This window comes from Streptomyces sp. BR123 (assembly GCF_013401435.1).
Lineage (GTDB): Bacteria > Actinomycetota > Actinomycetes > Streptomycetales > Streptomycetaceae > Streptomyces.
In genome coordinates, this window is the sequence record NZ_JACBGN010000080.1 from 1 (window position 1) to 26,108 (window position 26,108).

General features: G+C 72.9%; 20 protein-coding genes. 13 read left to right on the forward strand and 7 right to left on the reverse strand.

Annotated features, from left to right (window positions below; genetic code table 11):
- Positions 1–23: 23 nt before the first annotated feature.
- Positions 24–1,202 (reverse strand): methyltransferase domain-containing protein, encoded by a 1,179-nt coding sequence (locus tag HYE82_RS15385; protein ID WP_179174621.1) that lies wholly within the window; start codon positions 1,200–1,202, stop codon positions 24–26.
- Positions 1,203–1,302: 100 nt separating this feature from the next.
- Between HYE82_RS15385 and HYE82_RS15390 the strand changes: the two genes are divergently transcribed.
- The 3 genes from HYE82_RS15390 (at position 1,303) to HYE82_RS15400 (ending at position 4,147) form a co-directional block, all read left to right on the forward strand.
- On the forward strand, positions 1,303–2,262 hold the full coding sequence (locus HYE82_RS15390) for a polysaccharide deacetylase family protein (RefSeq protein ID WP_179174622.1): 960 nt from the start codon (positions 1,303–1,305) through the stop codon (positions 2,260–2,262).
- A gap of 654 nt (positions 2,263–2,916) precedes the next feature.
- Entirely contained in the window at positions 2,917–3,807 is an 891-nt protein-coding gene (locus HYE82_RS15395) for a polysaccharide deacetylase family protein (RefSeq protein WP_309144329.1), read from the forward strand.
- Positions 3,808–3,913: 106 nt separating this feature from the next.
- A complete protein-coding gene (locus tag HYE82_RS15400) occupies positions 3,914–4,147 on the forward strand; it encodes a hypothetical protein (RefSeq protein ID WP_179174623.1) in 234 nt (77 codons plus the stop codon).
- Positions 4,148–4,229: 82 nt separating this feature from the next.
- On the opposite strand, the gene HYE82_RS15405 is transcribed toward HYE82_RS15400, so the two are convergent.
- On the reverse strand, positions 4,230–5,636 hold the full coding sequence (locus HYE82_RS15405) for an FtsW/RodA/SpoVE family cell cycle protein (protein WP_179174624.1): 1,407 nt from the start codon (positions 5,634–5,636) through the stop codon (positions 4,230–4,232).
- Positions 5,637–6,023: 387 nt separating this feature from the next.
- Between HYE82_RS15405 and groES the strand changes: the two genes are divergently transcribed.
- Both groES and groL read left to right on the forward strand, forming a co-directional pair.
- The gene (gene groES, locus HYE82_RS15410; RefSeq protein ID WP_179174625.1) at positions 6,024–6,332 is read left to right on the forward strand and encodes a co-chaperone GroES; all 309 of its coding nucleotides are present in this window, start codon (positions 6,024–6,026) and stop codon (positions 6,330–6,332) included.
- Positions 6,333–6,446: 114 nt separating this feature from the next.
- Positions 6,447–8,078, forward strand: a complete 1,632-nt coding sequence (groL, locus tag HYE82_RS15415; protein ID WP_179174626.1) for a chaperonin GroEL — start codon at positions 6,447–6,449, stop codon at positions 8,076–8,078.
- Positions 8,079–8,280: 202 nt separating this feature from the next.
- Here groL and HYE82_RS15420 read toward each other — a convergent pair whose 3' ends face one another.
- The 3 genes from HYE82_RS15420 to HYE82_RS15430 form a co-directional block, all read right to left on the reverse strand.
- Positions 8,281–8,973, reverse strand: coding sequence for an ester cyclase (locus HYE82_RS15420; RefSeq protein ID WP_179174627.1), 693 nt, complete (start codon positions 8,971–8,973; stop codon positions 8,281–8,283).
- Between the two features lie 96 nt (positions 8,974–9,069).
- On the reverse strand, positions 9,070–9,843 hold the full coding sequence (locus HYE82_RS15425) for an SDR family oxidoreductase (protein WP_179174628.1): 774 nt from the start codon (positions 9,841–9,843) through the stop codon (positions 9,070–9,072).
- A gap of 118 nt (positions 9,844–9,961) precedes the next feature.
- On the reverse strand, positions 9,962–10,639 hold the full coding sequence (locus HYE82_RS15430; protein WP_179174629.1) for an MOSC domain-containing protein: 678 nt from the start codon (positions 10,637–10,639) through the stop codon (positions 9,962–9,964).
- Between the two features lie 79 nt (positions 10,640–10,718).
- Here HYE82_RS15430 and HYE82_RS15435 point away from each other — a divergent pair, with 79 nt between their 5' ends.
- Positions 10,719–11,684: a LysR family transcriptional regulator gene (locus tag HYE82_RS15435; protein WP_179174630.1), complete on the forward strand. Its 966-nt coding sequence runs from the start codon at positions 10,719–10,721 to the stop codon at positions 11,682–11,684.
- A 155-nt stretch (positions 11,685–11,839) separates the two neighbouring features.
- Here the strand turns inward: HYE82_RS15435 and HYE82_RS15440 are convergent, their stop codons facing one another.
- Positions 11,840–12,166 carry a WhiB family transcriptional regulator gene (locus tag HYE82_RS15440; protein ID WP_179174631.1) on the reverse strand — a complete coding sequence of 109 codons (327 nt, stop codon included), beginning with the start codon at positions 12,164–12,166 and terminating at the stop codon, positions 11,840–11,842.
- Between the two features lie 388 nt (positions 12,167–12,554).
- Between HYE82_RS15440 and HYE82_RS15445 the strand changes: the two genes are divergently transcribed.
- The 4 genes from HYE82_RS15445 (at position 12,555) to HYE82_RS15460 (ending at position 17,126) form a co-directional block, all read left to right on the forward strand.
- Positions 12,555–13,166: a response regulator transcription factor gene (locus HYE82_RS15445; protein ID WP_003948568.1), complete on the forward strand. Its 612-nt coding sequence runs from the start codon at positions 12,555–12,557 to the stop codon at positions 13,164–13,166.
- Positions 13,167–13,528: 362 nt separating this feature from the next.
- Positions 13,529–14,158: a sigma-70 family RNA polymerase sigma factor gene (locus tag HYE82_RS15450; RefSeq protein WP_256987257.1), complete on the forward strand. Its 630-nt coding sequence runs from the start codon at positions 13,529–13,531 to the stop codon at positions 14,156–14,158.
- Between the two features lie 166 nt (positions 14,159–14,324).
- Complete coding sequence (gene guaB, locus HYE82_RS15455; protein ID WP_179174633.1) at positions 14,325–15,830, forward strand: IMP dehydrogenase; 1,506 nt, start codon at positions 14,325–14,327, stop codon at positions 15,828–15,830.
- 171 nt (positions 15,831–16,001) lie between these two features.
- Entirely contained in the window at positions 16,002–17,126 is a 1,125-nt protein-coding gene (locus HYE82_RS15460; RefSeq protein WP_179174634.1) for a GuaB3 family IMP dehydrogenase-related protein, read from the forward strand.
- Between the two features lie 284 nt (positions 17,127–17,410).
- Here the strand turns inward: HYE82_RS15460 and HYE82_RS15465 are convergent, their stop codons facing one another.
- Positions 17,411–18,640, reverse strand: coding sequence for a nucleotide sugar dehydrogenase (locus HYE82_RS15465; RefSeq protein WP_179174635.1), 1,230 nt, complete (start codon positions 18,638–18,640; stop codon positions 17,411–17,413).
- 262 nt (positions 18,641–18,902) lie between these two features.
- Here HYE82_RS15465 and HYE82_RS15470 point away from each other — a divergent pair, with 262 nt between their 5' ends.
- The 3 genes from HYE82_RS15470 to HYE82_RS15480 all read left to right on the forward strand — a co-directional run.
- Complete coding sequence (locus tag HYE82_RS15470) at positions 18,903–20,609, forward strand: glycerol-3-phosphate dehydrogenase/oxidase (RefSeq protein WP_179174636.1); 1,707 nt, start codon at positions 18,903–18,905, stop codon at positions 20,607–20,609.
- A gap of 177 nt (positions 20,610–20,786) precedes the next feature.
- The gene (locus tag HYE82_RS15475; protein WP_256987259.1) at positions 20,787–23,348 is read left to right on the forward strand and encodes a serine/threonine-protein kinase; all 2,562 of its coding nucleotides are present in this window, start codon (positions 20,787–20,789) and stop codon (positions 23,346–23,348) included.
- A 116-nt stretch (positions 23,349–23,464) separates the two neighbouring features.
- The coding region (locus HYE82_RS15480; RefSeq protein ID WP_179174638.1) for a protein kinase at positions 23,465–26,108 on the forward strand (2,644 nt) is incomplete at its 3' end.

Consider the following 26,108-nt stretch of genomic DNA (forward strand, 5'->3'; position numbering starts at 1 on the left):
GCCCCCGCCTCCGCCGGCCACCGTCACGGGGCGCTGACCGGCGACCCGATCAGCATCGACGGGGCACCCGCGACCCGGGTCAGGAACACGGTCGCCGCGTTCCGCCCCTGCGGCTTGACCTTCTTGCGCAGCTCCTCGGGCTCGATGGCCGAGCCGCGCTTCTTCACGGTCAGGATGCCGACCTCCCGCTCCCGCAGCAGCGCCTTCAGCTTCTTCAGGCCGAACGGCAGCACGTCGGTGATCTCGTACGCGGTCGCGTACTCCGTCGCGCGCAGCTCGTCCGAGGTGACGTAGGCGATGGTCGGGTCGATGAGCCGGCCGCCGAGCTGCCGCGCGACCTCGGCGACGAGATGGGCGCGGATGACGGCGCCGTCGGGCTCGTACAGCCAGCGGCCGACCGGTCCGACCTCCGGGTCGGGCAGCGGGCCGACGGTGTCGAGGGTGCGCGGGCCGGGGAGCAGGGTCGCGCGGACGGTGCCCGGGGCGGTCCCGAACCACAGCACGGCCTCCTTCACGTCCCCGTGGTCGGAGATCCACTCGGCCTCGGCCTGCTCCGGCACCGCCTCGTGCGGGATCCCGGGGGCGATCTTGACGGCCGCGTACCGCGCCGTACGGGCCGCCTCCACGGCCCAGGACAGGGGCGGCGAGTAGGCCTCCGGATCGAACACCCGGCCCCGGCCGCCGCGCCGCGCGGGGTCGAGGAAGACGGCGTCGTACCCGCTGGTGTCGACGCCGGTCACGTCCGCCTCCCGGACCTCGACCAGGTCCGCCAGCCCCAGCGCCTCGGCGTTGGCCCGGGCCACGGAGGCGGTCAGCGGGTCTCGGTCCACCGCCAGCACCCGGATGCCGAGCCGGGCCAGGGCCAGTGCGTCCCCGCCGATGCCGCAGCACAGGTCGGCGACGCTGCGCACGCCGAGCGCCGCGAACCGCTCGGCGCGGTACGCGGCCACCGAGGCGCGCGTGGCCATCTCGGCGCCGCCGGGCGTGAAGTACATCCGGAAGGCGTCCTCCGCCCCGAACTTCGCCACCGCGCGCTGCCGCAGACGGGCCTGACCGAGCGCGGCGGAGACCAGGGGCGCCGGGTGCTCGCGGCGCAGCCGGGTCGCGACGGCGAGCTCCTGGCCCGGGTCGTGGTCGCGGAGCGAGTCCAGGAGGGCGCGGCCCTCGGGGGTCAGGAGGGCGGCGAAGTCTTCGGGGGTCACCGCCTCATTGTCGGTCAGTGTGCGCCACTCGATGGAAGGTCGCCTTCCACTCGCGGTGTCGGCGCGGCGGAGCGCTGTCGCGGTGTCAGGATCCGCTGCTATGCAGCTAGTACGACAAAAAGAACAAAAGGCGCTTCATGGTCGCCGGTGCACCGCCGGCTCGCGCGGCCGGGCCGGGGTCGCCCTGTCGGCCCTGCTCGTCGCCGCCCTGGGGACGGCCTGCGGCACCTCCGCGGACTCCGGCGGCACACCCGCCCCCCCCAAGGGCGGCAAGAGCGCCGAGGCGGACGCCGGCACCGCGGGCGGCGCGGCGGGCGCGGCCCCGGCCGACCGCGCCGAACGGCTCAAGGCCAGGCTGGCCGCGGCGAAGAAGTGGAAGCTGGACAAACCGCCGCTGGAGGCTCCGCCGGCACCGAAGCCGAAGCCGGAGATCAGCACCCGTGACGGCTTCGAGGTCGAGGGCCACGAGGACCTCCCGCCCGTCTTCACCGCGATCCCGACGGAGGACAAGGTCGTCTTCCTGACGTTCGACGACGGCGCGGAGAAGGACCCCGAGTTCCTGAAGATGATGAAGGAACTGAAGATCCCGTACACGGCGTTCCTCAGCGACTACCTCGTACGCGACAACTACGCCTACTTCAAGGAGATGCAGGCCGCCGGCGTCACGCTGAACAACCACTCGCTCAACCACCGCTACCTGCCGGCGCTGTCGTACGACAAGCAGCGCGCGGAGATCTGCGGACAGCAGGACGCGATCCAGAGGAACTTCGGCAAGCGGCCGACGGCCTTCCGCCCGCCGTACGGGAACTACAACGAGGACACCCTCCGCGCGGCCAAGTCCTGTGGGATCAAAACGGTTCCGCTGTGGAGTGCCGAAGCCTTCCCGAACCGGATGGACTACCGTGAATGGGACCGCGACCTGCATCCCGGAGATATCATCCTCACGCATTTCCGGGGGCGCGAGGACTGGGGGAGCAGCATGCCCGAACTGGTCCGCCACGTCATGAAGACCATCACGGACAAGGGTTACGCCGTGGCCCGGCTGGAGGATTACCTTTGAGCCCTCACCTGCCCGGGGGAGGGGATTCCCGGCCCGCTTCGCCTGACACCTGGCGGTGGCAGGTCGTGCGAGCTCGGCAGCAGCCGGGTCGGGACCGGCCCGGACGGGCATGACGCGGGCGGAGTTCCCGTCTCCGGGGGGAGACGGCTCCGCGCGCGGTGCACGTGTACGTCTTTCGGAGAGGGGGGAGTGCGTGCTTGGTCATCGCTCCGCACCGTGCGCAGTCCATGGTGGTGTGCGCGGGGTGGACCGGGTGCACGGCCGGGCCGTGCTCGCGTGCGATCCCGATCAGTGCCGCCTTCGTCGCGCCGACCGCGGTGCCGGCCGCCGTGCAGACGATGGCGGCCTTCGTGGGGAACTCCGGGCGGAAGCCCTCGACGGCGAGGGCGCCGTGGCCGCGGACGACGGTCCTGGCCCCTGCTCGGACGGTGTCCTTCCGCTGCCGGGCGGTCTCCTCGTGCACCCCCGCCGCCGCTCGGCGGTCCCGTTCGGGCCGTGGACCTTGCGGGACGTCGCCGCGCACTCGCCGGCAGCCACTGACAACGGAGGAAAGACCGCACGAGCGATGCGCAGAGGATTTTGCCGCCACGCGGCTCCGCACCGAGAAAACATTCCGCTCCGGCCCGAAGGCCGGATCCTCACGGGAGATGTCAAGTGAAGTACGCGCGCCGGCCTGTGGCCGGGACGCTGGTGGCCGGCGCGCTCGCGCTGTTCCTGGCGGGGTGCGGGAACAGCGTGGACCCCATCGAGCGGCTCGGCCGCAAGGCCACCCACGACCAGCCGAGCCCGTCGGTCCCGTCCGGTGCCGCCGCCCAGGGCGCCCCGGGCGCGTCGCCCTCGGCCGGCGCCGGGGAGCAGGCGTACCGGAAGTGGGGGCTGACCGCCCCGGTGCAGTACGCGCCGAAGCCGGCGCAGAAGCCGGCCCTGCCGCCGGCCGCCCCCGGCAAGGCCCAGGTCGTGGACCGAATACCCGTGCCGGCGACGGAGAAGGTCGTCTTCCTGACCTTCGACGACGGCGCCGAGAAGGACCCCGAGTTCCTGAAGATGGCGGCCGACCTCAAGCTGCCGATCAGCATGTACCTCACCGACAACGTCGCGTCGTCGGACTACGGGCACTTCGAGAAGCTCCGGGACAACGGCTCCGGCAGCACCGTCAACAACCACACCCTGACCCACCCGAACCTCCGGACCCTGCCCTTCGCGGCGCAGAAGAAGGAGATATGCGGTCAGCAGGAACGCCTGGAGAAGCGCTTCGGGGCCAAGCCCACCCGCTTCCGCCCGCCCTTCGGCAACTACAACGACGACACGCTCAAGGCGGCCGCCGAGTGCGGCATCACACAGGTGGTCCTGTGGCGGGCGTCGATGCAGATCAACAACTTCCAGTACGCCGAGGGCTCCGGCCTCAAGCCCGGCGACATCATCCTGGCCCACTTCCGCGGCCCCTCCGAGCTCAAGGGCGCGACCGAGGTCCAGATGACCGCCCGCATGCTGCAGAGCATCCAGGAGCAGGGCTTCCGCATAGGCCGTCTGGAGGACTACCTCTGAGACGCTGCCCGTTCAGGTGAAGGGCGGGGGCCGCCGGGTACGGGCCCGGTCCGCCGCGGGAGGAATGGACGCACACCCCACCCCCGCCGAACCGGGAGGCGAAGCGATGCCGATCGACACCGTCGAGCGTTTCCTGAACGCCCTGAGCCCTGACCACCGGGAGAAGGTCCGAGCGCTGCCCCCCACCCGGCAGCAGGAGCTCGCCGACGCCTGGGAGCGGGAGCTGGAGAAGGACCACGACCTCGACACCCTCTCCGAGCTGTCGCCCCCCGCGGCCGAGGCCGAGGCGGCCAGACGGGTGATCGAGTCCGCGGGCGACCGGGGCGACCGGGGCGACTGAGGCGACCGGGGCGACCGAGGCGACCGAGGCGATTGGGGTGACGGGAGCGCGCGGGCGGCCGGAGCCGCCCGGTACGCGCCCCTCAGCCCCGCCCGGCCGCCGCCACCACCGGCGTGATCACGGTCTCCACCGGGCCGCGGCGGTCCGCCAGGCGCTGCCGTTCCGCGCTGTCGCTGATCCGCAGCAGCAGCGCGATCATGATCCAGTTGGCCAGCAGGGACGAGCCTCCCTTCGCCAGGAACGGCAGCGCCTTGCCGGTCAGCGGGATCAGCCCCGTCACACCGCCCGCCACCACGAACACCTGGAGCGCCAGCGCCGCCGCCAGGCCCACCGCCAGCAGCTTCCCGAAGGGGTCGCGGGCGGCGAGCGCCATCCGCAACCCCCGCTGCACGAGGAGGGCGTAGAGGAGCAGCACCGCCATGACCCCGGCCAGGCCGAGCTCCTCGCCCACCGTCGTCAGGATGAAGTCGCTGCGGCCCGCGAACCTGATCAGCTCCGGGTGTCCTTGGCCGAGCCCCGTCCCCGAGATGCCGCCGGTGCCGAAACTGAAGAGGGCCTGCGCCGACTGTTCCGAGTTGACCCCCGCAGGCCGGTCCTGCCAGTAGTACGACAGCGGGTTCAGCCAGGCGGCCACGCGCGCCTTCACGTGCGGCTCGGTCGAGCCGACGACGAAGGCGCCGCCCGCGGCCATGACGAGCCCGCACACGATCCAGCCGGTGCGCTCGGTGGCGACGTACAGCATCACCACGAAGACGCCGAAGAAGATCAGCGAGGTGCCCAGGTCGCGTTCGAAGACCAGCACCAGCATCGACAGGACCCACACCGTGACGAGGGGGCCCAGCTGCCGCATCGGGGGCAGCCGCAGGCCGAGGAACCGCCGGCCGGTCAGGGCCAGGGAGTCCCGGTGGACGACCAGGTACCCGGCGAAGAAGACCACGATCATGATCTTCACGAACTCGCCCGGCTGCGCGGAGAAGCCGCCGATGACGATCCAGCGCTTCGCCCCGTACGTGTCCGCGGGCGAGAACGCCGGCGCGACCAGCAGCACGAGGGCCCCGGCCATCGTGAGGTAGACGAACCGCTGCAGCAGGCGGTGGTCCCGCAGCAGCGCCACCACCAGCAGGCAGGCGGCCACGCCGATCACCGTCCACACCAGCTGGCCGGGGGCGTTGGCCTCCCCGTTGTACCGCTCGATGTACGACTGGTCGAGGCGGTGCAGCAGCACCAGTCCGAGCCCGGTCAGCAGTACGGCCGACGGCAGGACCAGTGGATCCGCGTACGCCGCGAACCGGCGCACGCCCAGGTGCGCCACCAGGGCCAGCAGGCTCATGCTGATCGCGAAGCCGGAGAGGTCGGCCGGCAGCTCGCCGTTCAGTCCGAGGCCCGCGCTCGCGTGCCCGAGGACGGTGGTGCCGACCACGAGGACGAGCAGCAGCGCCTCGGTGCGGCGCCGGGCCCCGGCCGCCGTCAGGGGCCTCAGCCCCCGCACGGGTCACCGCGCCCGTCGGTGCCTGCGCAGGGCGCGGAAGGCATTGGTCCGATCTGGTCGTCAATGATCCGCTTTATCTTCATATCGTCTAGGACGACGATCCCCTCCCCTGGGTTCCTTCGGGCCGGACGGGGGGAGAGGGGTCCGGGGGACTGTCCGGATCCGGCCGACTCGGCGGCCGGGATGGCCGGATGTGCGAACCGGGGGATGCGTATTGGCACTCCGCTTGACCGAGTGCTAATCGCCGGAATACTCTCGCACCTGGCACTCGCCCCCGGTGAGTGCCAACACAGCGACGGGCAGGTCCGGCACCCGCGACGACGGATCCACCTGGTCGCCACCTCAGACAGTTAACCCCGTGAGATCTCCGAAGGGGGAGGTCGGATCGTGACGACCGCCAGCTCCAAGGTTGCCATCAAGCCGCTTGAGGACCGCATCGTGGTCCAGCCGCTCGACGCCGAGCAGACCACGGCCTCCGGCCTGGTCATCCCGGACACTGCGAAGGAGAAGCCCCAGGAGGGCGTCGTCCTCGCCGTGGGCCCGGGCCGCTTCGAGGACGGCCAGCGTCTCCCGCTGGACGTCAGCGTCGGCGACATCGTGCTGTACAGCAAGTACGGCGGCACCGAGGTGAAGTACAGCGGCGAGGAGTACCTCGTCCTCTCGGCTCGCGACGTGCTCGCGATCATCGAGAAGTAATTCACTTCTCCCAGAACTGCTTTGATCTGCGCCCCTGGTCACCCCGCTGATTGCCGGGCGGCGAGGGGCGCGGGTCGTTGAACCCTAGTTTTCCGAGAGGGCTGAACCGCTCCCATGGCGAAGATCCTGAAGTTCGACGAGGACGCCCGTCGCGCCCTCGAGCGCGGCGTCAACAAGCTTGCCGACACGGTCAAGGTGACGATCGGTCCCAAGGGCCGCAACGTCGTCATCGACAAGAAGTTCGGCGCCCCCACCATCACCAACGACGGTGTCACCATCGCCCGTGAGGTCGAGCTCGACGACCCGTACGAGAACCTCGGCGCGCAGCTGGTGAAGGAGGTGGCGACCAAGACCAACGACATCGCGGGTGACGGCACCACCACCGCCACCGTGCTGGCCCAGGCGCTGGTCCGCGAGGGTCTGCGCAACGTCGCCGCCGGCGCCTCCCCGGCCGCCCTGAAGAAGGGCATCGACGCCGCGGTCAAGGCCGTGTCCGCCGAGCTCCTCGCCACCGCCCGTCCGATCGAGGACAAGTCCGACATCGCCGCCGTGGCCGCGCTCTCCGCGCAGGACCAGCAGGTCGGCGAGCTCATCGCCGAGGCGATGGACAAGGTCGGCAAGGACGGTGTCATCACCGTCGAGGAGTCCAACGCCTTCGGCCTGGAGCTGGAGTTCACCGAGGGCATGGCCTTCGACAAGGGCTACCTGTCGCCGTACTTCGTCACGGACCAGGAGCGCATGGAGGCGGTCCTGGAGGACCCCTACATCCTGATCCACCAGGGCAAGATCTCCTCCATCCAGGACCTGCTGCCGCTGCTGGAGAAGGTCATCCAGGCGGGTGGCTCCAAGCCGCTGCTGATCATCGCCGAGGACGTCGAGGGTGAGGCCCTCTCCACCCTCGTCGTCAACAAGATCCGCGGCACCTTCAACGCGGTCGCCGTCAAGGCGCCCGGCTTCGGCGACCGCCGCAAGGCGATGCTGCAGGACATGGCCACCCTCACGGGCGGCACCGTCATCGCCGAGGAGGTCGGCCTCAAGCTCGACCAGGCCGGTCTGGACATCCTGGGCACCGCGCGCCGCGTGACCATCACCAAGGACGACACCACCATCGTCGACGGTGCCGGCTCCGCCGAGGACGTGCTCGGCCGCGTCAACCAGATCAAGGCCGAGATCGAGGCGACCGACTCGGACTGGGACCGCGAGAAGCTGCAGGAGCGCCTGGCGAAGCTCGCCGGCGGCGTCTGCGTCATCAAGGTCGGCGCCGCCACCGAGGTGGAGCTGAAGGAGAAGAAGCACCGTCTGGAGGACGCCATCTCCGCGACCCGCGCCGCGGTCGAGGAGGGCATCGTCTCCGGTGGTGGCTCCGCGCTCGTCCACGCCGTCAAGGTGCTGGAGGACAACCTCGGCCTGACCGGCGACGAGGGCACGGGTGTCGCGGTCGTCCGCCGCGCCGCGGTCGAGCCGCTGCGCTGGATCGCCGAGAACGCCGGCCTCGAGGGCTACGTCATCACCTCCAAGGTGGGCGAGCTGGAGAAGGGCAACGGCTTCAACGCCGCCACCGGCGAGTACGGCGACCTGGTGAAGGCCGGCGTCATCGACCCGGTCAAGGTCACCCGCTCCGCCCTGGAGAACGCGGCCTCCATCGCCTCCCTGCTGCTCACGACCGAGACCCTGGTCGTCGAGAAGAAGGAAGAGGAAGAGGCCAACGGCCACGGGCACGGCCACGGTCACGGCCACAGCCACTGACCCCCGATGAGCCGGTCCGCCGAACGCTGACCGGTTCGCCTCGGACTGCGACCCCGGTCGCCGCCGCTCCGCGGTGGTGGCCGGGGTCTTTCCGTGGGCAGGGCCGTTGGGCCGGGCCGGGCCGAGCCGGGCCGAGCCGGGCCGTCGGCCGTTGGCCGAGCCGGCCGGGCCGTTGGGCGGGCCGGGCCGTTCGGGGCACCGCTCAGGACATGGCCCCGAGCTGCCGCATCAGGCCGTTGGTGTCGTAGTGCCACCAGCCTTCCTTGATCATCCCGTTCTCGCAGCGGAAGATCGTCGTGCCGGTCATCGTGCAGGTCCTGCCGGTCGGGGCGATCCCCATGAACTCGCCCTTGTGCTTGCCGGTCCAGGTCCACAGGGTGCTGACGCAGTCGTCCTGCGCCATCTGCGCCTCGCGGCGGAAGGAGAAGTCGAAGGCGCCGCGCCACATCTCCACGTCCTCGCGGATGCCCTCGCGCCCGGTCTTGTCGACGGGGTTGGACACGTCGTGGTCCACGTAGTCCGGCGCGAAGATCTCCTCGATGACGGCCATGTCGCCCTTCATCGCGACGTCGTCGAACATCCGGTTCGCGAGCAGCGTGTTGAGGTGCTCGTCGCGGACCACGTCCAGGTTGGTGAACCGCGGCATCCCGTCGCAGAGGGCCACCATCTCCTGGAACATCCGGTCCGTCTCCGGAAGGTGAGAGTTCCTCATGGCCTCTTCGTACGACGGGAATTCGACCACGTCGACATAATGCGTCTCGGATTCGCGGTCCCTGCCGACCACGCTGTGCGTCACGGTGCGCTTGCCGCTGGTCTGCGCCAGGTACCGGTCCATGAGCGCACTGACGGCGTCGGGCCTGCTCGTCTCGTAATCGACTATTTGTACGAATGTCATGGCGCCTCCCGGGCTGGATGGGATACATCCATTTTAGGGAGATTTGCCCGGTCCGGCCGACTTCGGGCGACTCCTGCAGCCGCCTGCCGCGGCCCGTCAGCGGGGCCCGTACTTGCGGCCCGTACGTGAGGACAGCCCGCCCAGCAGTCCGCGCGGCGTCAGCTTCACCACGCCCATCAGCGCCTTGTACCGCGGGTCCGGAATCGAGACCGTCTTGCCGCGTGCCAGGTCGTCCAGGGCCGCAGCCACCAGCTTGTCGGCGTCCAGCCACATCCAGTTGGGGATGTTGTCCGTGCCCATGCCGGCCCGCTGGTGGAACTCCGTGCGCACGAAACCCGGGCACAGCGCCATCAGCCGCACTCCCGACCCGGCCAGGTCCCGCGCCGCGCCCTGCGTGAACTGCACGACCCATGCCTTGCTCGCCCCGTACGTGCCCCGCGGCACGAAGGCCGCCACCGAGGCCACGTTGACGACCCCGCCGCGGCCGCGCGAGCGCATCGACGCGGTGGCCGCCGAGGTCAGCCGCAGCACCGCCTCGATGTGCACCTTCAGCATGGCCAGCTCGTCCGCCATGGAGACCTCCAGGTAGCGGCCCTTGTTGCCGAACCCGGCGTTGTTGACGAGCAGGTCCACCGGGTGCGTACGGTCGCCGAGGCGCCGCTCGACCGCGGCGATGCCCGCCTCGGTCGACAGGTCCGCGGTCAGCACCTCGGCCTCGATGCCGTGCCGGTCGTGCAGCTCCGTGGCCTGCTCGGCGAGCCGCGCGGTGTCGCGGGCGACCAGCACGAGGTTGTGGCCCCGGGCGGCGAGCCGGCGGGCGAAGGCGGCGCCGATGCCCGCCGTGGATCCAGTGATCAGCGCAGTCGTCATATGCGCAACCTAGCCGCCCCGGACGACAGTCCGGAGCGGGCCCGCCCTGGCGGTACCACTTCGTCCGCTTTCCCGCCGGCGGCGGGCGCCGGCTCCTCGCCGGTGCGTCGCCGTCCGGCTACCTCCCGTACTTCTCGACGTATGCGCGGACCTTCTCGTGCGCTCCCGGCTCCATCGCACCACCGGCCGCCAGAGTCCGGGGCAGTAGCGCGCGTTCGGTGGTGAACGCCCGGAACCACAGCCCCACCGTCACGTCATGGCCGGGACGGCTGACCACCTCGACCGCGTCGCCGGCCGACACCTCCCCCTCCTGCACCACGCGCAGGTACGCGCCCGGCCGCACGGCCTGCGTGTACCGCTTGACCCACCCCCGCTCCCCGAGGGCCCCCTGGAAGGTGCCGCACGGGATGCGTGCCGAGGCCACCTCCAGCACCACGTCGGCGCCGATCCGCCAGCGCTCGCCGAGGAGCGCGCCGGTCACGTCGATGCCGGACGTGGTGAGGTTCTCGCCGAAGACCCCGGCGGGCAGCTCGCGGGCCAGCTCGCCCTCCCACCAGTCCAGGTCCTCCCGCGCGTAGGCGTACACCGCCTGGTGGTCGCCGCCGTGGTGGCGCAGGTCGCAGACGGCGTCGCCCTCCACGCCGCTCGCGCCGACCCCCTTGGGGCCGGGGGCGAAGACGCGGACCGGGCCCGGGGCGGGCCGCTTGCCTATGCCGGTCACCCCGCCCTCTGCGCTGGTGTAGTCGACGGCCGTCGCCCGGCCGAGGTTCACGGAGATCACATGCTTGGGCGCCATGGGGGACACGCTAACCCAGCGCCCCAAGGGGGCGCTGGAGTATGTGCGCTGCCGTCAAAGCCGGGCTTATGCTCGAAGAATGATCGAGGCACGCCATCTCCGGGTCCTGCGCGCCGTGGCCGGTACCGGCTCCTTCTCCGCCGCCGCCCGCGAACTCGGCTGCACCCAGCCCGCCGTCTCCCAGCAGATGAAGGCACTGGAGCAGTCCGCCGGCACTCCGCTGCTGATCCGCGCCGGCCGTGAGATGCGGCTGACGCAGGCCGGTACCGCCCTGGTCCGGCACGCGGCCGGGATCCTGGCCGGGCTGACCGCCGCCGAGGAGGAGGTCGCGGCCATCGCCGGGCTGCGTGCCGGGCGGGTGCGGCTCGTGTCCTTCCCCAGCGGCAGCTCCACCCTGGTCCCCACCGCGCTCGCCGCGATGCGGGCCGCGCACCCCGGTACCCGGATCTCGCTGGTCGAGGCGGAGCCGCCGCGCTCGGTGGAGATGCTGCGCGACGGTGACTGCGACGTGGCGCTGGCCTTCCGCTACGCCGGGACCGAGGGGCAGTCCGGGGGCGGCGCCGCCGGTGGGGCGGGCAGTGGCGGGAGCGCCGCCGGCGGTGGCTCCGCGCCGGCCGCCGAGTGGGACGACCTCGTCGTGCGGCCGCTGCTGACGGACCGCCTCGTCGGGCTGCTGCCGGAAGGGCACCGGCTGGCCGGGGCGGAGCGGCTGGGCATGGAGGAGCTGGCGGACGAGCCCTGGATCGCGGGCTGCCCGCGCTGCCGCCGCCATCTGGTCGAGGTGTGCGAGGGCGTCGGCTTCACCCCGCGCATCGACTTCGCCACCGACGACTACCCGGCCGTGGCCGGCCTGGTCGGCGCCGGGCTGGGGGTCGCCGTACTGCCGGAGCTCGCGCTGGAGTCCGTACGGGCCAAGGGCGTGAGCACGCTGGCCGTGGAGCCGGCCGTGGAACGGGAGATCGTGGCGCTGACGCTGCCCGACCTGGCCCGCGTACCGGCCGTGGCGGCGACCCTGGTCGAGCTGGAGCGGGCCGCCGCGCGCTGACCGGCGCACGGCGGCCCCGACCGTGGGCGGGGCCGCAGGTTGAGGAAACGTTTCTGCGCGCCGTTCCGGCGAATGTGCTTCGGTTCCCGCGGTGTGCAGCTCCGGCGGCGGCGTGCCCTGGGGCAGCCGTCCGTGCGGCGGTCGGTCCGGAGGGGTCAGTCCGGAGGGGTCCGCGCGATGGTGCTCGATGCGGGGATCAGGCGATGGCGGGCCCGGCCCATCAGCTCCTCGCGCTCGTCCTCGGTGAGGCCGCCCCACACGCCGTAGGGCTCGCGGACGGCAAGTGCGTGCGCGGCGCACTCCGAGCGCACCGGGCATCGCATGCAGACCTCTTTAGCGGAGGCCTCGCGCGCGCTCCTCGCCGCGCCCCGCTCGCCCTCCGGGTGGAAGAAGAGGGAGCTGTCGACTCCTCGGCAGGCGGCGAGCAGCTGCCAGTCCCAGAGGTCGGCGTTCGGTCCGGGGAGGCGGGAGAAATCTGCCATGGGTAGTCCTCTTGGTGCCGGTACTGAGACGAATACGGTCCAAGTCTCCACACCTACCACACCTACTGTCGTAGTAGATGTAAATATGACTCATTGGGAATCTAGCCTCAGACACGCCCCAAACGGAAGGAAAGCCGCCAAATAGGGCATAGCTCCAGATGGAGGACAGTTGGCGAGTGGCGCCGATAGCGTGATCGCGTCCTCACGTAGAGTGCCGAAGGTGTCCGTCCGACCCGTAACTCTTTCGAGTGACCATCGTTGAGAGAGCGAAGGCGGTTGAACCAAAGCGTTCCCGGACAGGTGTCCGAGAGCATCGACCGCACAGGTGACGATACGTACCAGCCTGGAGGCTCAAGGTGACGCGCATCAGCAGCTCCGGAGGGCGGTCATGACTTCCGTCCTCGTCTGCGACGACTCCCCGCTTGCCCGAGAGGCGCTCCGTCGCGCGGTTGCCACCGTGCCCGGCGTCGAGCGCGTGACGACGGCTGCCAACGGCGAGGAAGTCCTCCGCCGCTGGGGCGCCGACCGCTCCGACCTGATTCTGATGGACGTACGGATGCCCGGGCTCGGCGGTGTGGAGACGGTGCGCCGGCTGCTCTCCGCCGATCCGGGTGCCCGCATCATCATGCTGACGGTGGCCGAGGACCTCGACGGCGTGGCCCTCGCGGTCGCCGCCGGCGCCCGCGGCTACCTGCACAAGGACGCCTCGCGCGCCGAGCTGCGGGCCACCGTCACCCAGGCGCTCGCCGACCCGACGTGGCGGCTGGCCCCGCGCCGGCTCCGCTCCGCCGAGATGGGCGCCGCGCCCACCCTCACCGCGCGCGAGATCCAGGTGCTGGAGGGGATGAGCCACGGCCGCTCCAATGCGGAGATCGGGCGCGAGCTCTTCCTCTCCGAGGACACGGTCAAGACGCACGCCCGCCGGCTGTTCAAGAAGCTGGGCGCCTCGGACCGGGCGCACGCCGTGGCGCTCGGGTTCCGCTGGGGCCTGGTCCGCTGACCGCGGGCCCTTGAGAGCAGTCCCGTCCGCCGCAGGCGGGCGGGGCGGCGCGCCGCCCCGCCAAGCGCGCCCGACCACCCGGTGCTCCGGCGTGCTCCCGGGGTTCGCGGCGGCTCCCGCTCCCGGCCGTACCGGTGCGTAGCCGGGGATTGGCGGGGCACAATCCGGGGGACGTGTCGCTTCGTGCGCGATGCCGCATGCTTGAGTGTGTGGCGCATTTCTGGGATGGGGCCTCGGAACATTCGGGCGAGCGGGAGGGGAGCGTGCAAGTGAAGAGCTCAGGCGCACCCGCTCATAACGCTTCGATGCACAACACGGACCGTGGTGCCGCGAACGCTCCGGCGCCAAGGCACCATGGATTGATGCGCGACGACGAGGCCCACGGCTCCCCTGCGGCCACCGGCCCCAACGGAGCCGCCAAGGGCAACAGCGCCGAGGCCGTCAGCGCGCTCGTGCGCCGTGCCGTGGAAGGCGACGAGCAGGCCACCCACGACCTGCTCGCCTTCGTGCACCCGCTGGCCATCCGCTACTGCCGCACCCGGCTCTCCCGGCTTCCCGGGGACGCCCGCCACTTCGTGGAGGACCTGGCCCAGGAGGTCTGCGTCGCGGTCCTGATGGCGCTGCCGCGCTACCGGGACACCGGCCGCCCCTTCGAGGCCTTCGTCTTCGCCATCGCCGCGCACAAGGTCGCCGACCTGCAGCGGGCGGCCATGCGCCACCCGGGCAGCACCGCCGTCCCCTCCGACGAGATGCCCGAGCGGCCGGACGACTCCCTCGGCCCGGAGGAGCGGGCGCTGCTCAGCAGCGACGCCGCCTGGGCCCGGAAGCTGCTGGCCAACCTGCCGGAGACGCAGCGCGAGCTGCTCGTCCTGCGGGTCGCGGTCGGGCTGACCGCCGAGGAGACCGGCCAGATGCTCGGGATGTCCCCGGGTGCGGTGCGGGTCGCCCAGCACCGTGCGCTCAGCCGGCTGCGCGCGCTCGCCGAGCAGTAGCGGCCGAGTCTCGCGGAGTCTGTGGCTCCGCTATGACCCGTCAGGGCGCTTCGATCAATAGGAGGAAGCGACGAAACCTGGCCGTGACCTCGCTCGTGGAATGAGACGCGTCGCGATCCCGTTAGCATGGACATCCGCGCTGAGCAAGACCATTTGGGAAGGTGTCATGACTGTCAACGCCGACGGAGTGCCCGACAAATTCGCCATGCTCGGGCTGACCTACGACGACGTCCTGCTGCTGCCGGGCGCGTCCGACATGGCGCCGGACGAGATCGACACCTCCTCCCTCATCTCGCGCAATGTCCGCGTCAACATTCCGCTGCTGTCCGCCGCCATGGACAAGGTCACCGAGTCGCGCATGGCGATCGCGATGGCCCGCCAGGGCGGTGTCGGCGTGCTGCACCGCAACCTGTCGATCGCCGACCAGGCGAACCAGGTCGACCTGGTCAAGCGCTCCGAGTCCGGCATGGTCACCGACCCGATCACGGTGCACCCGGACGCGACGCTGCACGAGGCCGACGAGCTGTGCGCCAAGTTCCGCATCTCCGGTGTCCCGGTCACCGACGCCGCCGGCAAGCTGCTCGGCATCGTGACCAACCGTGACATGGCCTTCGAGTCGGACCGCAGCCGCCAGGTGCGCGAGGTCATGACCCCGATGCCGCTCGTCACGGGCAAGGTCGGCATCTCGGGCGTGGACGCCATGGAGCTGCTGCGCCGCCACAAGATCGAGAAGCTTCCGCTGGTCGACGAGGCGGGCGTCCTCAAGGGCCTCATCACGGTCAAGGACTTCGTCAAGGCCGAGAAGTACCCGAACGCCGCCAAGGACAAGGACGGCCGCCTCCTGGTCGGCGCCGCCGTCGGCGTCGCGGGCGACGCGTACGAGCGCGCCCAGGCGCTGATCGAGGCGGGCGTCGACTTCATCGTCGTCGACACCGCGCACGGCCACTCCCGGCTGGTCGGCGACATGGTCGCCAAGATCAAGTCGAACGCGTCGGTCGACGTCATCGGCGGCAACGTCGCCACCCGCGACGGCGCCCAGGCCCTCATCGACGCAGGCTGCGACGGCATCAAGGTCGGCGTCGGCCCCGGCTCCATCTGCACCACCCGCGTCGTCGCCGGCATCGGCGTCCCGCAGGTCACCGCCATCTACGAGGCCGCCCTCGCCGCCAAGGCCGCGGGCGTCCCGGTCATCGGCGACGGCGGCCTGCAGTACTCCGGAGACATCGCCAAGGCCCTCGTCGCGGGCGCCGACACGGTGATGCTCGGCTCGCTGCTCGCGGGCTGCGAGGAGTCCCCGGGCGAGCTGCTCTTCATCAACGGCAAGCAGTTCAAGTCGTACCGCGGCATGGGCTCGCTCGGTGCGATGCAGTCCCGCGGCGACCGCAAGTCGTTCTCCAAGGACCGCTACTTCCAGGAGGGCGTGGGCGGCGACGACAAGCTCATCCCCGAGGGCATCGAGGGCCAGGTGCCCTACCGCGGCCCGCTCGCCGCGGTCGTCCACCAGCTCGTCGGCGGCCTGCGCCAGTCGATGTTCTACGTCGGCGGCCGCACGGTACCGGAGCTGCAGGACCGCGGCCGGTTCGTCCGCATCACCTCGGCGGGCCTGAAGGAGAGCCACCCGCACGACATCCAGATGACGGTCGAGGCGCCGAACTACTCCCGCAAGGGCTGAACGGCACCATCGGTGAGGGGCGGGTCCGGCCACGGGCCCGCCCCTCCGCCGTGCGCGCCCCCGGACGCCGGGCCCTCCGCACGCCGTCCGTACGGCGGATGCCGGAACGCGGGCCCCCGCCCTTCGGGGATACTGGACGGGCAGTAGCCGAGTAGGGAAAGGCCACCACACGTGACTGAGATCGAGATCGGGCGCGGCAAGCGCGGCCGCCGGGCGTACGCGTTCGACGACATCGCCATCGTCCCGAGCCGCCGCACGCGGGACCCGAAGGAGGTCTCGATCGCCTGGCAGATCGACGCCTACCGCTTCGAGCTGCCCTTCCTGGCCGCCCCCATGGACTCCGTCGTCTCCCCGCAGACGGCCATCCGCATCGGCGAGCTCGGCGGCCTCGGCGTGCTGAACCTCGAAGGCCTGTGGACCCGCTACGAGGACCCGCAGCCGCTGCTCGACGAGATCGCCGAGCTGCCGGAAGAGGCCGCCACCCGCCGCCTGCAGGAGATCTACTCCGCCCCGATCCAGGCCGACCTGATCGGGCAGCGCATCAAGGAGGTCCGCGACTCCGGCGTGGTCACCGCCGCCGCGCTCTCCCCGCAGCGCACCGCGCAGTTCTCGAAGGCCGTCGTGGACGCCGGCGTGGACATCTTCGTCATCCGCGGCACCACCGTCTCCGCCGAGCACGTCTCCGGCGCCGCCGAGCCGCTGAACCTGAAGCAGTTCATCTACGAGCTCGACGTCCCGGTCATCGTCGGCGGCTGCGCCACGTACACCGCGGCACTGCACCTGATGCGCACCGGCGCGGCCGGCGTCCTGGTCGGCTTCGGCGGCGGCGCCGCGCACACCACCCGCAACGTGCTGGGCATCCAGGTCCCGATGGCGACCGCCGTCGCGGACGTGGCCGCCGCCCGCCGCGACTACATGGACGAGTCCGGCGGCCGCTACGTGCACGTCATCGCCGACGGTGGCGTGGGCTGGTCCGGCGACCTGCCCAAGGCCATCGCCTGCGGTGCCGACGCCGTCATGATGGGCTCCCCGCTGGCCCGCGCCACCGACGCGCCCGGCCGGGGCCACCACTGGGGCATGGAGGCGGTCCACGAGGACGTGCCGCGCGGCAAGAAGGTCCACCTGGGCACCGTCGGCACCACCGAGGAGATCCTCACCGGCCCGTCGCACACCCCGGACGGCTCGATGAACCTCTTCGGCGCCCTGCGCCGCTCGATGGCCACCACCGGCTACACCGAGCTCAAGGAGTTCCAGCGCGTCGAGGTCACGGTCGCGGACTCCCAGCACCACCGCTGACCAGGCTGCACGACACAGGCCGGAGGGCCGGCACCCGGGTGATCGGGTGCCGGCCCTCCGGTGTGTTCGGCTTCAGAGCCCCAGGTAGAGCGCTGCGGCGTGCTCCACGTGCGCCCACTCGTCCCGATCGAGGCAGTGGACCGGATCGCCGTGGATGCATCGGGTGTCGACCGTGCGGATCCGCTCCAACCCTGTGGTCCTCGCTGTGTGGCCAGGCCGGCCCTTGTCGACCGTTGTGCAGCACATGGCGAACGGCGGGGCCGCAGGACGCCCGGGGGCGGGAGTCAGAGCCGGTGCGCGGCGCCCGCCGGGCTGGCCCCCCGGGTGTCCAGGAGGAGCTGTGCCTTCACCGCCAGGCCCTGGAGGTCGTACGTGCGGTGGTGCTGGAGCAGGATCGTCAGGTCGGCGGTGGCGGCGGCCTCGTACAGCGACTCGGCGCGGGGGACCGGCTGGTCCCGCACCCGCCACCCGGCGACGTAGGGGTCGTGGTAGCTGATCAGGGCCCCGAGGTCGAGGAGGCGGCTGGCGATCTCGCGGGCCGGGGAGCCCTCCTGGTCGGCGAGGTCGGGCTTGTAGGTGACCCCGAGCAGCAGGACGCGGGCGCCGCGGGCGGACTTGCCGTGCTCGTTGAGCAGGGTGGCGCAGCGCTGGATGACGTACTGCGGCATCCGGCTGTTGATCTCCTGGGCCAGGCCGACCATGCGTAGGGGGTGGCCCGGGGTGCGGGTGGTGTGCGGCAGGTAGTTGGGGTCGAGGGGGACGCTGTGGCCGCCGACACCCGGGCCGGGGCGGAACGCCTGGAACCCGTACGGCTTCGTCTCGGCGCAGCGGACGACGTCCCACAGGTCGACGCCGAGGTCGTGGCAGAGCACCGCCATCTCGTTCATGAGGGCGATGTTGACGTGCCGGTAGTTGGTCTCCAGCAGCTGTACGGTCTCGGCCTCGCGCAGGCCGCGGGCGCGGACCACCTTCTCGGTGATGCGGGCGTAGAAGGCGTGGGCGGACTCGGTACAGGCGGGGGTGAGGCCGCCGACCACCTTGGGGGTGTTGGCGATGGTGTGCGTCCGGTTGCCGGGGTCGTGCCGGCTGGGGGAGTAGGACAGGTGGAAGTCCCGGCCGGCGCGCAGCCCGGAGCCCTCCTCCAGGATCGGGCGCAGGTAGTCCTCGGTGACACCCGGATGGGCGGCGGACTCCAGGATGACGGTGGTGCGCGGGCGCAGCCGGGCGGCGAGGGTGCGACCGGCCTCGCCGACGGCTCCGAGGTCGAGCGCGCGGTCGGCTCCGAGCTGGGTGGGGGCGCAGATGACGGCGGTGCGGACGCGGCCGAGCTCGGCGGGGTTGGCGGTGACCCGGAAGCCGGCGGCCGACATGCGCCGGACCTCGGCGGCGGTGAGGGTGGAGTCCGTGGCCGGTCCGATGGCGTAGCCGACCGTCTCGATCCCGGCGGCGACGGCCGCCTGGGCCAGCGGGAGGCCGAGGTGGCCGAGTCCGATGACGGCGAGGTCTGCGGGCATGGGGTGGTGCCGTCCCTTCCCTGGCATGCATGACGGGGCTGGTTTGCGCAACTCCTGTGGACCGCGGAGGGGCCGCATGAGCTGGCACGATGTCAGACTAGGCGTATATATGACCGATCTGTCGCATTGCGGGGTGGTGGCCGCCGTTGTGTTGTCCACAGGCGGTGGCTGATGCGGGTACGGCGGGTCAGAATCGAGGGCGGGGGACGCGAGCGGGACCACCCGCACCGAGTGGGTACGCCCGCACCGACGGGAGGCAGCCGTGAGGACAGCGACACTGGGGCCGGAGCAGCGCGCCGAGGCCCTCGCCCGGATGGCCGAACGGGAACTGGACGTGCTGGTGGTGGGCGCGGGCGTGGTCGGCGCGGGCACCGCGCTCGACGCGGTGACCAGAGGCTTGTCCACCGGGCTCGTCGAGGCCCGTGACTGGGCGTCGGGCACCTCCAGCCGGTCGAGCAAGCTCATCCACGGCGGCCTGCGCTACCTGGAGATGCTCGACTTCGCCCTCGTCCGCGAGGCCTTGAAGGAGCGCGGCCTGCTCCTGGAGCGGCTGGCCCCGCACCTGGTCAGGCCGGTGCCGTTCCTGTACCCGCTGCAGCACAAGGGGTGGGAGCGGTTCTACGCCGGGTCGGGCGTGGCCCTGTACGACGCGATGTCGGTGTCCGGCGGGCACGGCCGCGGACTGCCGCTGCACCGGCACCTGTCGCGCCGGCGCGCCCTGCGCGTGGCTCCGGCGCTGCGCAAGGACGCGCTGGTGGGCGCCCTGCAGTACTACGACGCCCAGATGGACGACGCGCGGTACGTCACCACGCTCGTGCGCACGGCCGCCGTGTACGGGGCGCACTGCGCCAACCGGGCGAGGGTGGTCGGCTTCCTGCGCGAGGGCGAACGGGTGGTCGGGGCGCGGGTGAAGGACGTGGAGGGCGGAGGGGAGTACGAGGTCAGGGCGCGCCAGGTGGTGAACGCGACCGGGGTGTGGACGGACGACACGCAGGCGCTGATCGGGGAGCGCGGTCAGTTCCACGTCCGGGCGTCGAAGGGCATCCACCTCGTCGTCCCGAAGGACCGCATCCATTCGAGCACAGGGCTGATCCTGCGGACCGAGAAGTCGGTGCTGTTCGTCATCCCGTGGGGCCGGCACTGGATCGTGGGCACCACCGACACCGACTGGGACCTGGACAAGGCGCATCCGGCGGCGTCCAGTGCCGACATCGACTACCTGCTGGAACGGGTGAACTCGGTGCTGGCCGTGCCGCTCACCCGCGACGACGTCCAGGGGGTGTACGCGGGCCTGCGGCCGCTGCTGGCCGGGGAGTCGGACGCGACGAGCAAGCTGTCGCGCGAGCACACGGTGGCCCATCCGGTGCCCGGGCTGGTGGTCGTGGCGGGCGGCAAGTACACGACGTACCGGGTCATGGCGAAGGACGCCGTGGACGAGGCGGTGCACGGGCTGGACCAGCGGGTCGCGGAATGCGTGACGGAGGACGTGCCGTTGGTGGGGGCGGAGGGGTACCGGGCGCTGTGGAACGGCCGGGCCAGGATCGCCGCCCGGACGGGTCTTCACGTCGCGCGGGTGGAGCACCTGTTGAACCGGTACGGCTCGATGACGGACGAGCTGCTGGACCTGATCGCCGGGAACCCCTCGCTGGGGGCCCCGCTGGGCGGGGCGGAGGACTACCTGCGGGCGGAGGTGGTCTACGCGGCGTCACACGAAGGGGCACGGCACCTGGACGACGTGCTGACGCGGCGGACCCGGATCTCGATCGAGACGTTCGACCGGGGGACCCGGTCGGCGCGCGAGTGTGCGGAACTGGTGGCTCCGGTCCTGGGGTGGGACGGGCAGCAGATCGAGAAGGAAGTGGAGCACTACGAAAAGAGAGTGCAGGCAGAACGGGAGTCGCAGCGCCAGCCGGACGACCACACGGCCGACGCGGCGCGGCTGGGGGCGCCCGACATCGTTCCGTTGTAACTCCGGGATACGCCGGTGGGGAACCGCGGACCCGGGGCTCCCGTCCGTTGCGGAGTGAGGAACAATAAGGGTTCTGCCGGGGCGGGTTATCGCGCGGGTTCTCCCGGGGCGGGCCACCGGGCATTCGGGCGGATGCCGGGGCAGCCGAAGCAGGCGGCACGAACGCAGAGGGGACGCATGTCGAAGCCGGAGCACACCGATTCGCCTGCGGCGAAGCAGGACCGGGCGAAGCCTGTGTCGGCCGAGCCGGAGCCGTCTGTCGAGGCCGCCGTTCCTCCCGCCGGAGCACCGGCCGACGCCGCTGCCGAGGCGCCTGCCGAGGGGCCTGTGGCGAAGCCGGGCGTGCCGAAGCCGCGGGCCGCGGCAGTCGGTTCGGCCGCCGCCAAGCCCGACTTGTCGAAGCCGAAGGCTGCTGCGGCCGAGCCGGCTGAGGCCGAGCGGCCCGCCGCGGCTGACCGGGAGGACGCGAAGCCTGCCGCTGCGGCCGCGCGTCCGGCTTCCGCCGAGCCCGAGGACGCGAAGCCTGCGGCGGCGCCGAAAGCGGACTTGTCGAAGCCGAAGGCTGCTGCGGCCGAGTCGGCTGAGGCCGAGCGGCCCGCCGCGGCCGAGCCGGAGGATGCCGAGCCCGCGGCGGCCAAGGCGGATCTGTCGAAGCCCGGAGCGGCTGCGGCCGGCGCCAGGCCCGCCGAGGCCAAGGACGGTGCGGAGGCCATCCGGACGACGTCCGGGAACCCGGTCATCGACAAGGCCGACGCCGTCGCCGCCGCCGTCAAGGCCGCGGCCGCCAAGGCCGCCGCGGCCGCCGGCGCGGAGGGCCGCCTCCTCGCCGGCCGCTACCGCCTCGGCCAGGTCCTCGGCAAGGGCGGCATGGGCACCGTCTGGCGGGCCGAGGACGAGACCCTCGGCCGCACCGTCGCCGTCAAGGAACTCCGGTTCGGCAACGGCGTCGACGAGGACGAGAAGCGCCGCCTGATCACCCGTACCCTCCGCGAGGCCAAGGCCATCGCCCGGATCCGCAGCGGCGGTGCCGTCACCGTCTTCGACGTCGTGGACGAGGACGGCCGCCCGTGGATCGTCATGGAGCTCATCGAGGGCCCCTCCCTCGCCGAGTTCATACGCGAGCAGGGCCCGCTGACGCCCCGCCGCGCCGCCGAGGTCGGCCTCGCCGTGCTCGACGTGCTGCGCGCCGCCCACAACCAGGGCATCCTGCACCGCGACGTGAAGCCGTCCAACGTGCTCATCGCCTCCAGCGGCCGGGTCGTCCTCACCGACTTCGGCATCGCCCAGGTCGAGGGCGACCCCTCGATCACCTCCACCGGCATGCTCGTCGGCGCCCCCTCGTACATCTCGCCCGAGCGCGCCCGCGGCCAGAAGCCCGGCCCGCCCGCCGACATGTGGTCGTTGGGCGGCCTGCTGTACGCCGCCGTCGAGGGGGTGCCCCCGTACGACAAGGGGTCGGCCCTGGCCACCCTCACGGCGGTGATGACCGAGCCGGTGGACCCGCCCCGCAACGCCGGCCCGCTCACCGAGATCATCTACGGTCTGCTGGTCAAGGACCCGGCCCTCCGCCTCGACGAGGAGCGCGCCCGGGCCATGCTGACCGCCGTGGTCAACGCACCCGATCCGGAGCCCGCCGCGCCGGTCCTCGCCGCCGAGGTGGAGGAGACCCGCCAGATCTCCCTGTCCGCGGCCAAGGAGGCGGCGGCCAAGGCCGTGGCCGACAAGGCAGCGGAGAAGGCGGAGAAGAAGGAGCGCGAGCGGCGCGAGCGCGAGCAGCGCGAACGGGCCCGCGCCGCCCTCAAGGCGGCCCGCAAGGCCGCGGCGACGGCGGGTGCCGCCACGGCGGCGAACGCGTCGACGGCAGCCGCCGCCCCCGCCGGGTCCTCGCCGTCCGGCCGGACCGCGCCGGTCGCCGCGCCGCTCACCGACGTCATGTCCCGCCGCACCATCGGCCTCGCGATCGCCGGTGTGGTCGTCGCGCTCGCGGCCATCGGCTCGCTGCTCGTGTACGCGTTCGGCGGCGGCCCGGGCGGCAAGAAGGACCAGGGCAAGACCGGTCAGGGCACGACGTCCTCCGGCAACCCGACCCCGGGCCCGTCCGGCAAGACGGGCGAGAACGCCGCCACCGCGGGCAAGACGGGCGGTGCGAGCACCGACCCGAGCCAGGGCCAGACGCCGAACGGCCAGCAGAGCCAGGGCCAGGCCCAGGGCCAGGACGGCGGCCAGGCGAGCAGCGGCGGCCAGGGGCAGGGCAACGCGCCCGGCGGGCCGGCCGCCGGCCTCCCCGCGGGGTACGCCGTGGTGACCGACCTCGGCTTCCACTTCTCGATGGCGATGCCGCAGGGCTTCAGGCAGACGGACACCGCCGGCGAGAACTCCGGAGCCATATACAGCCGCGACGGCGGCTTCCCGCGCATCCAGGTCGACTTCACTGACAAGCCCGGTGACGACGCCCGCAAGGCCTGGGCGCTGCTCGCCCCGGCGGTGGCGAGCAGCAGCCAGGGCTACAAGCCGATCCGGATCGACGCGGTGTCGTACCGGGACTACCCGACCGTCGCCGACTGGGAGTTCGAGCGGGACCAGAAGGGCATCCGGGTCCGGGTGCTCAACCGCGGCTTCAAGGTCGACGCGAAGCGCGGCTACGCCATCATGATCAGCTGCCCGGCGGACCAGTGGGACGGCCCGGAGTGCACGACGATGCGGAACGTGGCGTTCCAGACCTTCCAGCCGCTCGCCTGACGGGCCCGGCCGCCTGACGAGCCTTCGCAGGCCCGGGACGCGGGTGCCCCCGGCCACGTATCGTGTCAGCGGGGGCAGCGGGGAACCTGCCCCGCAGCGCACTCGGGGGAGGCGGAGTGGACGACTACGCGGGTCGGATCCTGGCCGGCCGCTACCGTCTGCCGCTGCCGCCGTCGGACGAGTACGAACTGGTCGAAACCCGCGCCTTCGACACGCGCAGCGGGCAGGAAGTGCTCGTACGCCAGGTGCCGTTACCCGAGATCGTGGACGCGGAACTGCTCGACGAGGAGTCGGGCGGGGCGGGTGCCGCCCGGGCCGGGGCCGGTGGTGGTGGCACCGGCACCCTTCCGGCGGGGGAGCTCCCTGCCGTGCGCAGGGCCATCGCGGCGGCGCAGGCGGCCGCGTCCGTCCCGGACCATCCGCGGCTGGACCAGGTCTTCGACGTGTTCGCCGAGGGCGGGTCGCTGTGGATCGTGAGCGAGCTGGTGCCGGCCCGGCCGCTGGCCGCGCTGCTCGCCGACGAACCGATGACGCCGTACCGGGCGGCGGAGGTCGCTGCCGACGTCCTGACCGCGCTGCGGGTGCTGCACGCGCACGGCTGGACGCACCGCAACATCACGGTCCGGACCGTTCTGGTGTGCGACGACGGGCGCGTCGTCCTCACCGGCCTGGCCGCCGGGGCTGCGGAGGACGCGCTGTGCGGGTACGACCCGGTCCCGCCGGGGGAGGACGACGCCGCGGACGCGGCAGAGGGCTGGGGCACCCCGCCGCCGGGCCGTGAGCCCGCCGGCCCGCCGCCGGTGGCTGCGGGCGGAACGGGCCCGCGCCACACCGGCCGCACCCCCCTGGACGGGCCGCTCGAACAGGGAGCCGCCGACGCGCCCCTGGTGGCGCCCGGATACGAAACGACCCCCCGGCACCTCGGGCCGGCCGCCCCCGGCCCGGCCGGTGGCACGGCGGGCCCGCGGTACGCGGACCACATCACGCCCGACCGGCAGTCGGAGCTCGTCGGCGCGGGGGAAGGGTGGGAGGCGGCCGACGGCGGCGCGGCCTCCCCGGGCCCTGGGCCGGGCGCGCCCGGGCCCGTGGGCCCGCGGTACGCGGACCACATCACCCCCGCCCGGGAGCCGGACCCGCCGGCCGCGGGCGCCGGGCACGGCGGTGAGGCGGCCGACGGCGGCGCGGCCTCTCCCGACGCCGCGCCGGCCGATTCCGGTACGGGCAGTGGTGCTCCGGGCCGCACCGCCGGGCCGCGGTACGCGGACCACACCGCCCCCGGCCGGCCGGACCCCACGGCGGCTGCGCGGGCCGGCGTACTCGCCGCGTACCGGGCCGGGTCCCGGGCAGCCGCGGCGCGGGTCACGCAGGAGCGCGAGGCCGCGGCAGCCGGTGCGGCTTCGGCACCGGAGCGGCGGCCGCAGGGATCCAACCTGCCCCAGGGGTACTCGTATCCGTACGGCACCCCCGGGACGACCGGCCCCGGCCCGGGAACCGTCGAGGAGACCCCGGACACGGCCCCCGCCGCCGGAGCGGCCCCGGCCGGGTACCCCGACCGGGCCGCGGAGCCCGGCGCGGACGCCGCGGCCCTGGGAGCGGGTCCGGGCTCCGCGCCCGGTCCCGCGGGGCCTGCCGGTGGTCCCGGCCCCGCAGCCGGATCCGGCGTGGCCGGCCTCGCCGCCGCGGGCGCGGGAGGCGGCACGGACTCCGAAGACGCCGCGTCGACCGGCTTCGGCGCGGGCGTCCATGCAGGTCCGGGCACCTACGCGGGCACAGGGGCGGGCACAGGTGCGGGCCCGGAGGCGTACGCCGGGAGGGGGAACGGGGCGGCAGCCGGCCCCGGCGGTGGAGCCGGCGGCCAGGACGCCCCGGACGGCGGGGTCGCCTGGCACGGTGCGACGCCGCGTCGGCAGGCCGCGGCCTTGCCCGCCCGGCAGCAGCGTCCGGAGGCGGGGCCGCCTGCGCTGCCGGCGCAGCTCGCCCTGCCGCAGGGGTACCGCCAGGCGGAGGACGACACCGCCCCCCTGCGGCCGGGGCAGCCGGGGCAGCCGGGCCGGCCCCTGCCGGTGCCCGCGCACATCCCCCTTCCGGAGTCCCCGGCTCCGCCCCCGTCGCCCGTGCCCGCGCACATCCCCGCTCCGAAGCCCCCGACGCCGACTTCGGCACCGACGTCGGCGCCCCCCGCCCCCGCGCGCCCGGCCCGGTCCGACCGGTCCGGGGCCGGGACCGGGGGCAGGGGCTTCGGGCCGCGTGGCGGGCTCGATGCCGAGCGGGCCCGGCAGACGCGGATGGCGCTGGTCGGGGCCGTCACCGAGCGGTGGGCGCCGGAGCAGGCGGGCACGGTCAGCGGGCCCTGGCAGCTGGCGGCCCCGGTCGGGCCGGCCACCGACCTGTGGGCGCTCGGCGCGCTGCTCTACCGCGCGGTGCAGGGCCACGCCCCGTACCCGGAGGACAGCGTCGCCGAGCTCGTCGAGATGGTCTGCGCCGAGGCGCCGGCCTTCGCGGAGGAGTGCGGTCCGCTGCGCCCGGTCGTGGAGTCGCTGCTCCGCCAGGACCCCACCGAGCGCCCCGACTTCGAGGAGGTCCGAGGCTGGCTGCGCTCGCTCGTCCGCTCCGCCCCCGAACCGGATTCCGTCCTCGGTGCGGCCCACGGCCGGGGGCACTGGCCCGGTGCGGCGGCCCCGGCCCCCGAGCCGGATCCCGCCCGCCTGCCCGTGGTGCGCCGCCGGGGCGAGCTGCACGGGCAGGCGGGCGGGATCCGGC

Bases quoted from the DNA above. Each gene is read 5' to 3' on its own strand.
- HYE82_RS15450 (WP_256987257.1), top strand. From the start codon at position 13,529: ATGCGCGACGACGAGGCCCACGGCTCCCCTGCGGCCACCGGCCCCAAC.
- guaB (WP_179174633.1), top strand. From the start codon at position 14,325: ATGACTGTCAACGCCGACGGAGTGCCCGACAAATTCGCCATGCTCGGG.
- HYE82_RS15430 (WP_179174629.1), bottom strand. From the start codon at position 10,639: ATGGCGCCCAAGCATGTGATCTCCGTGAACCTCGGCCGGGCGACGGCC.
- HYE82_RS15420 (WP_179174627.1), bottom strand. From the start codon at position 8,973: ATGACATTCGTACAAATAGTCGATTACGAGACGAGCAGGCCCGACGCC.
- HYE82_RS15440 (WP_179174631.1), bottom strand. From the start codon at position 12,166: ATGGCAGATTTCTCCCGCCTCCCCGGACCGAACGCCGACCTCTGGGAC.
- HYE82_RS15435 (WP_179174630.1), top strand. From the start codon at position 10,719: ATGATCGAGGCACGCCATCTCCGGGTCCTGCGCGCCGTGGCCGGTACC.
- HYE82_RS15400 (WP_179174623.1), top strand. From the start codon at position 3,914: ATGCCGATCGACACCGTCGAGCGTTTCCTGAACGCCCTGAGCCCTGAC.
- HYE82_RS15425 (WP_179174628.1), bottom strand. From the start codon at position 9,843: ATGACGACTGCGCTGATCACTGGATCCACGGCGGGCATCGGCGCCGCC.
- groL (WP_179174626.1), top strand. From the start codon at position 6,447: ATGGCGAAGATCCTGAAGTTCGACGAGGACGCCCGTCGCGCCCTCGAG.
- HYE82_RS15465 (WP_179174635.1), bottom strand. From the start codon at position 18,640: ATGCCCGCAGACCTCGCCGTCATCGGACTCGGCCACCTCGGCCTCCCG.
- HYE82_RS15445 (WP_003948568.1), top strand. From the start codon at position 12,555: ATGACTTCCGTCCTCGTCTGCGACGACTCCCCGCTTGCCCGAGAGGCG.
- HYE82_RS15475 (WP_256987259.1), top strand. From the start codon at position 20,787: ATGTCGAAGCCGGAGCACACCGATTCGCCTGCGGCGAAGCAGGACCGG.
- HYE82_RS15390 (WP_179174622.1), top strand. From the start codon at position 1,303: ATGCAGCTAGTACGACAAAAAGAACAAAAGGCGCTTCATGGTCGCCGG.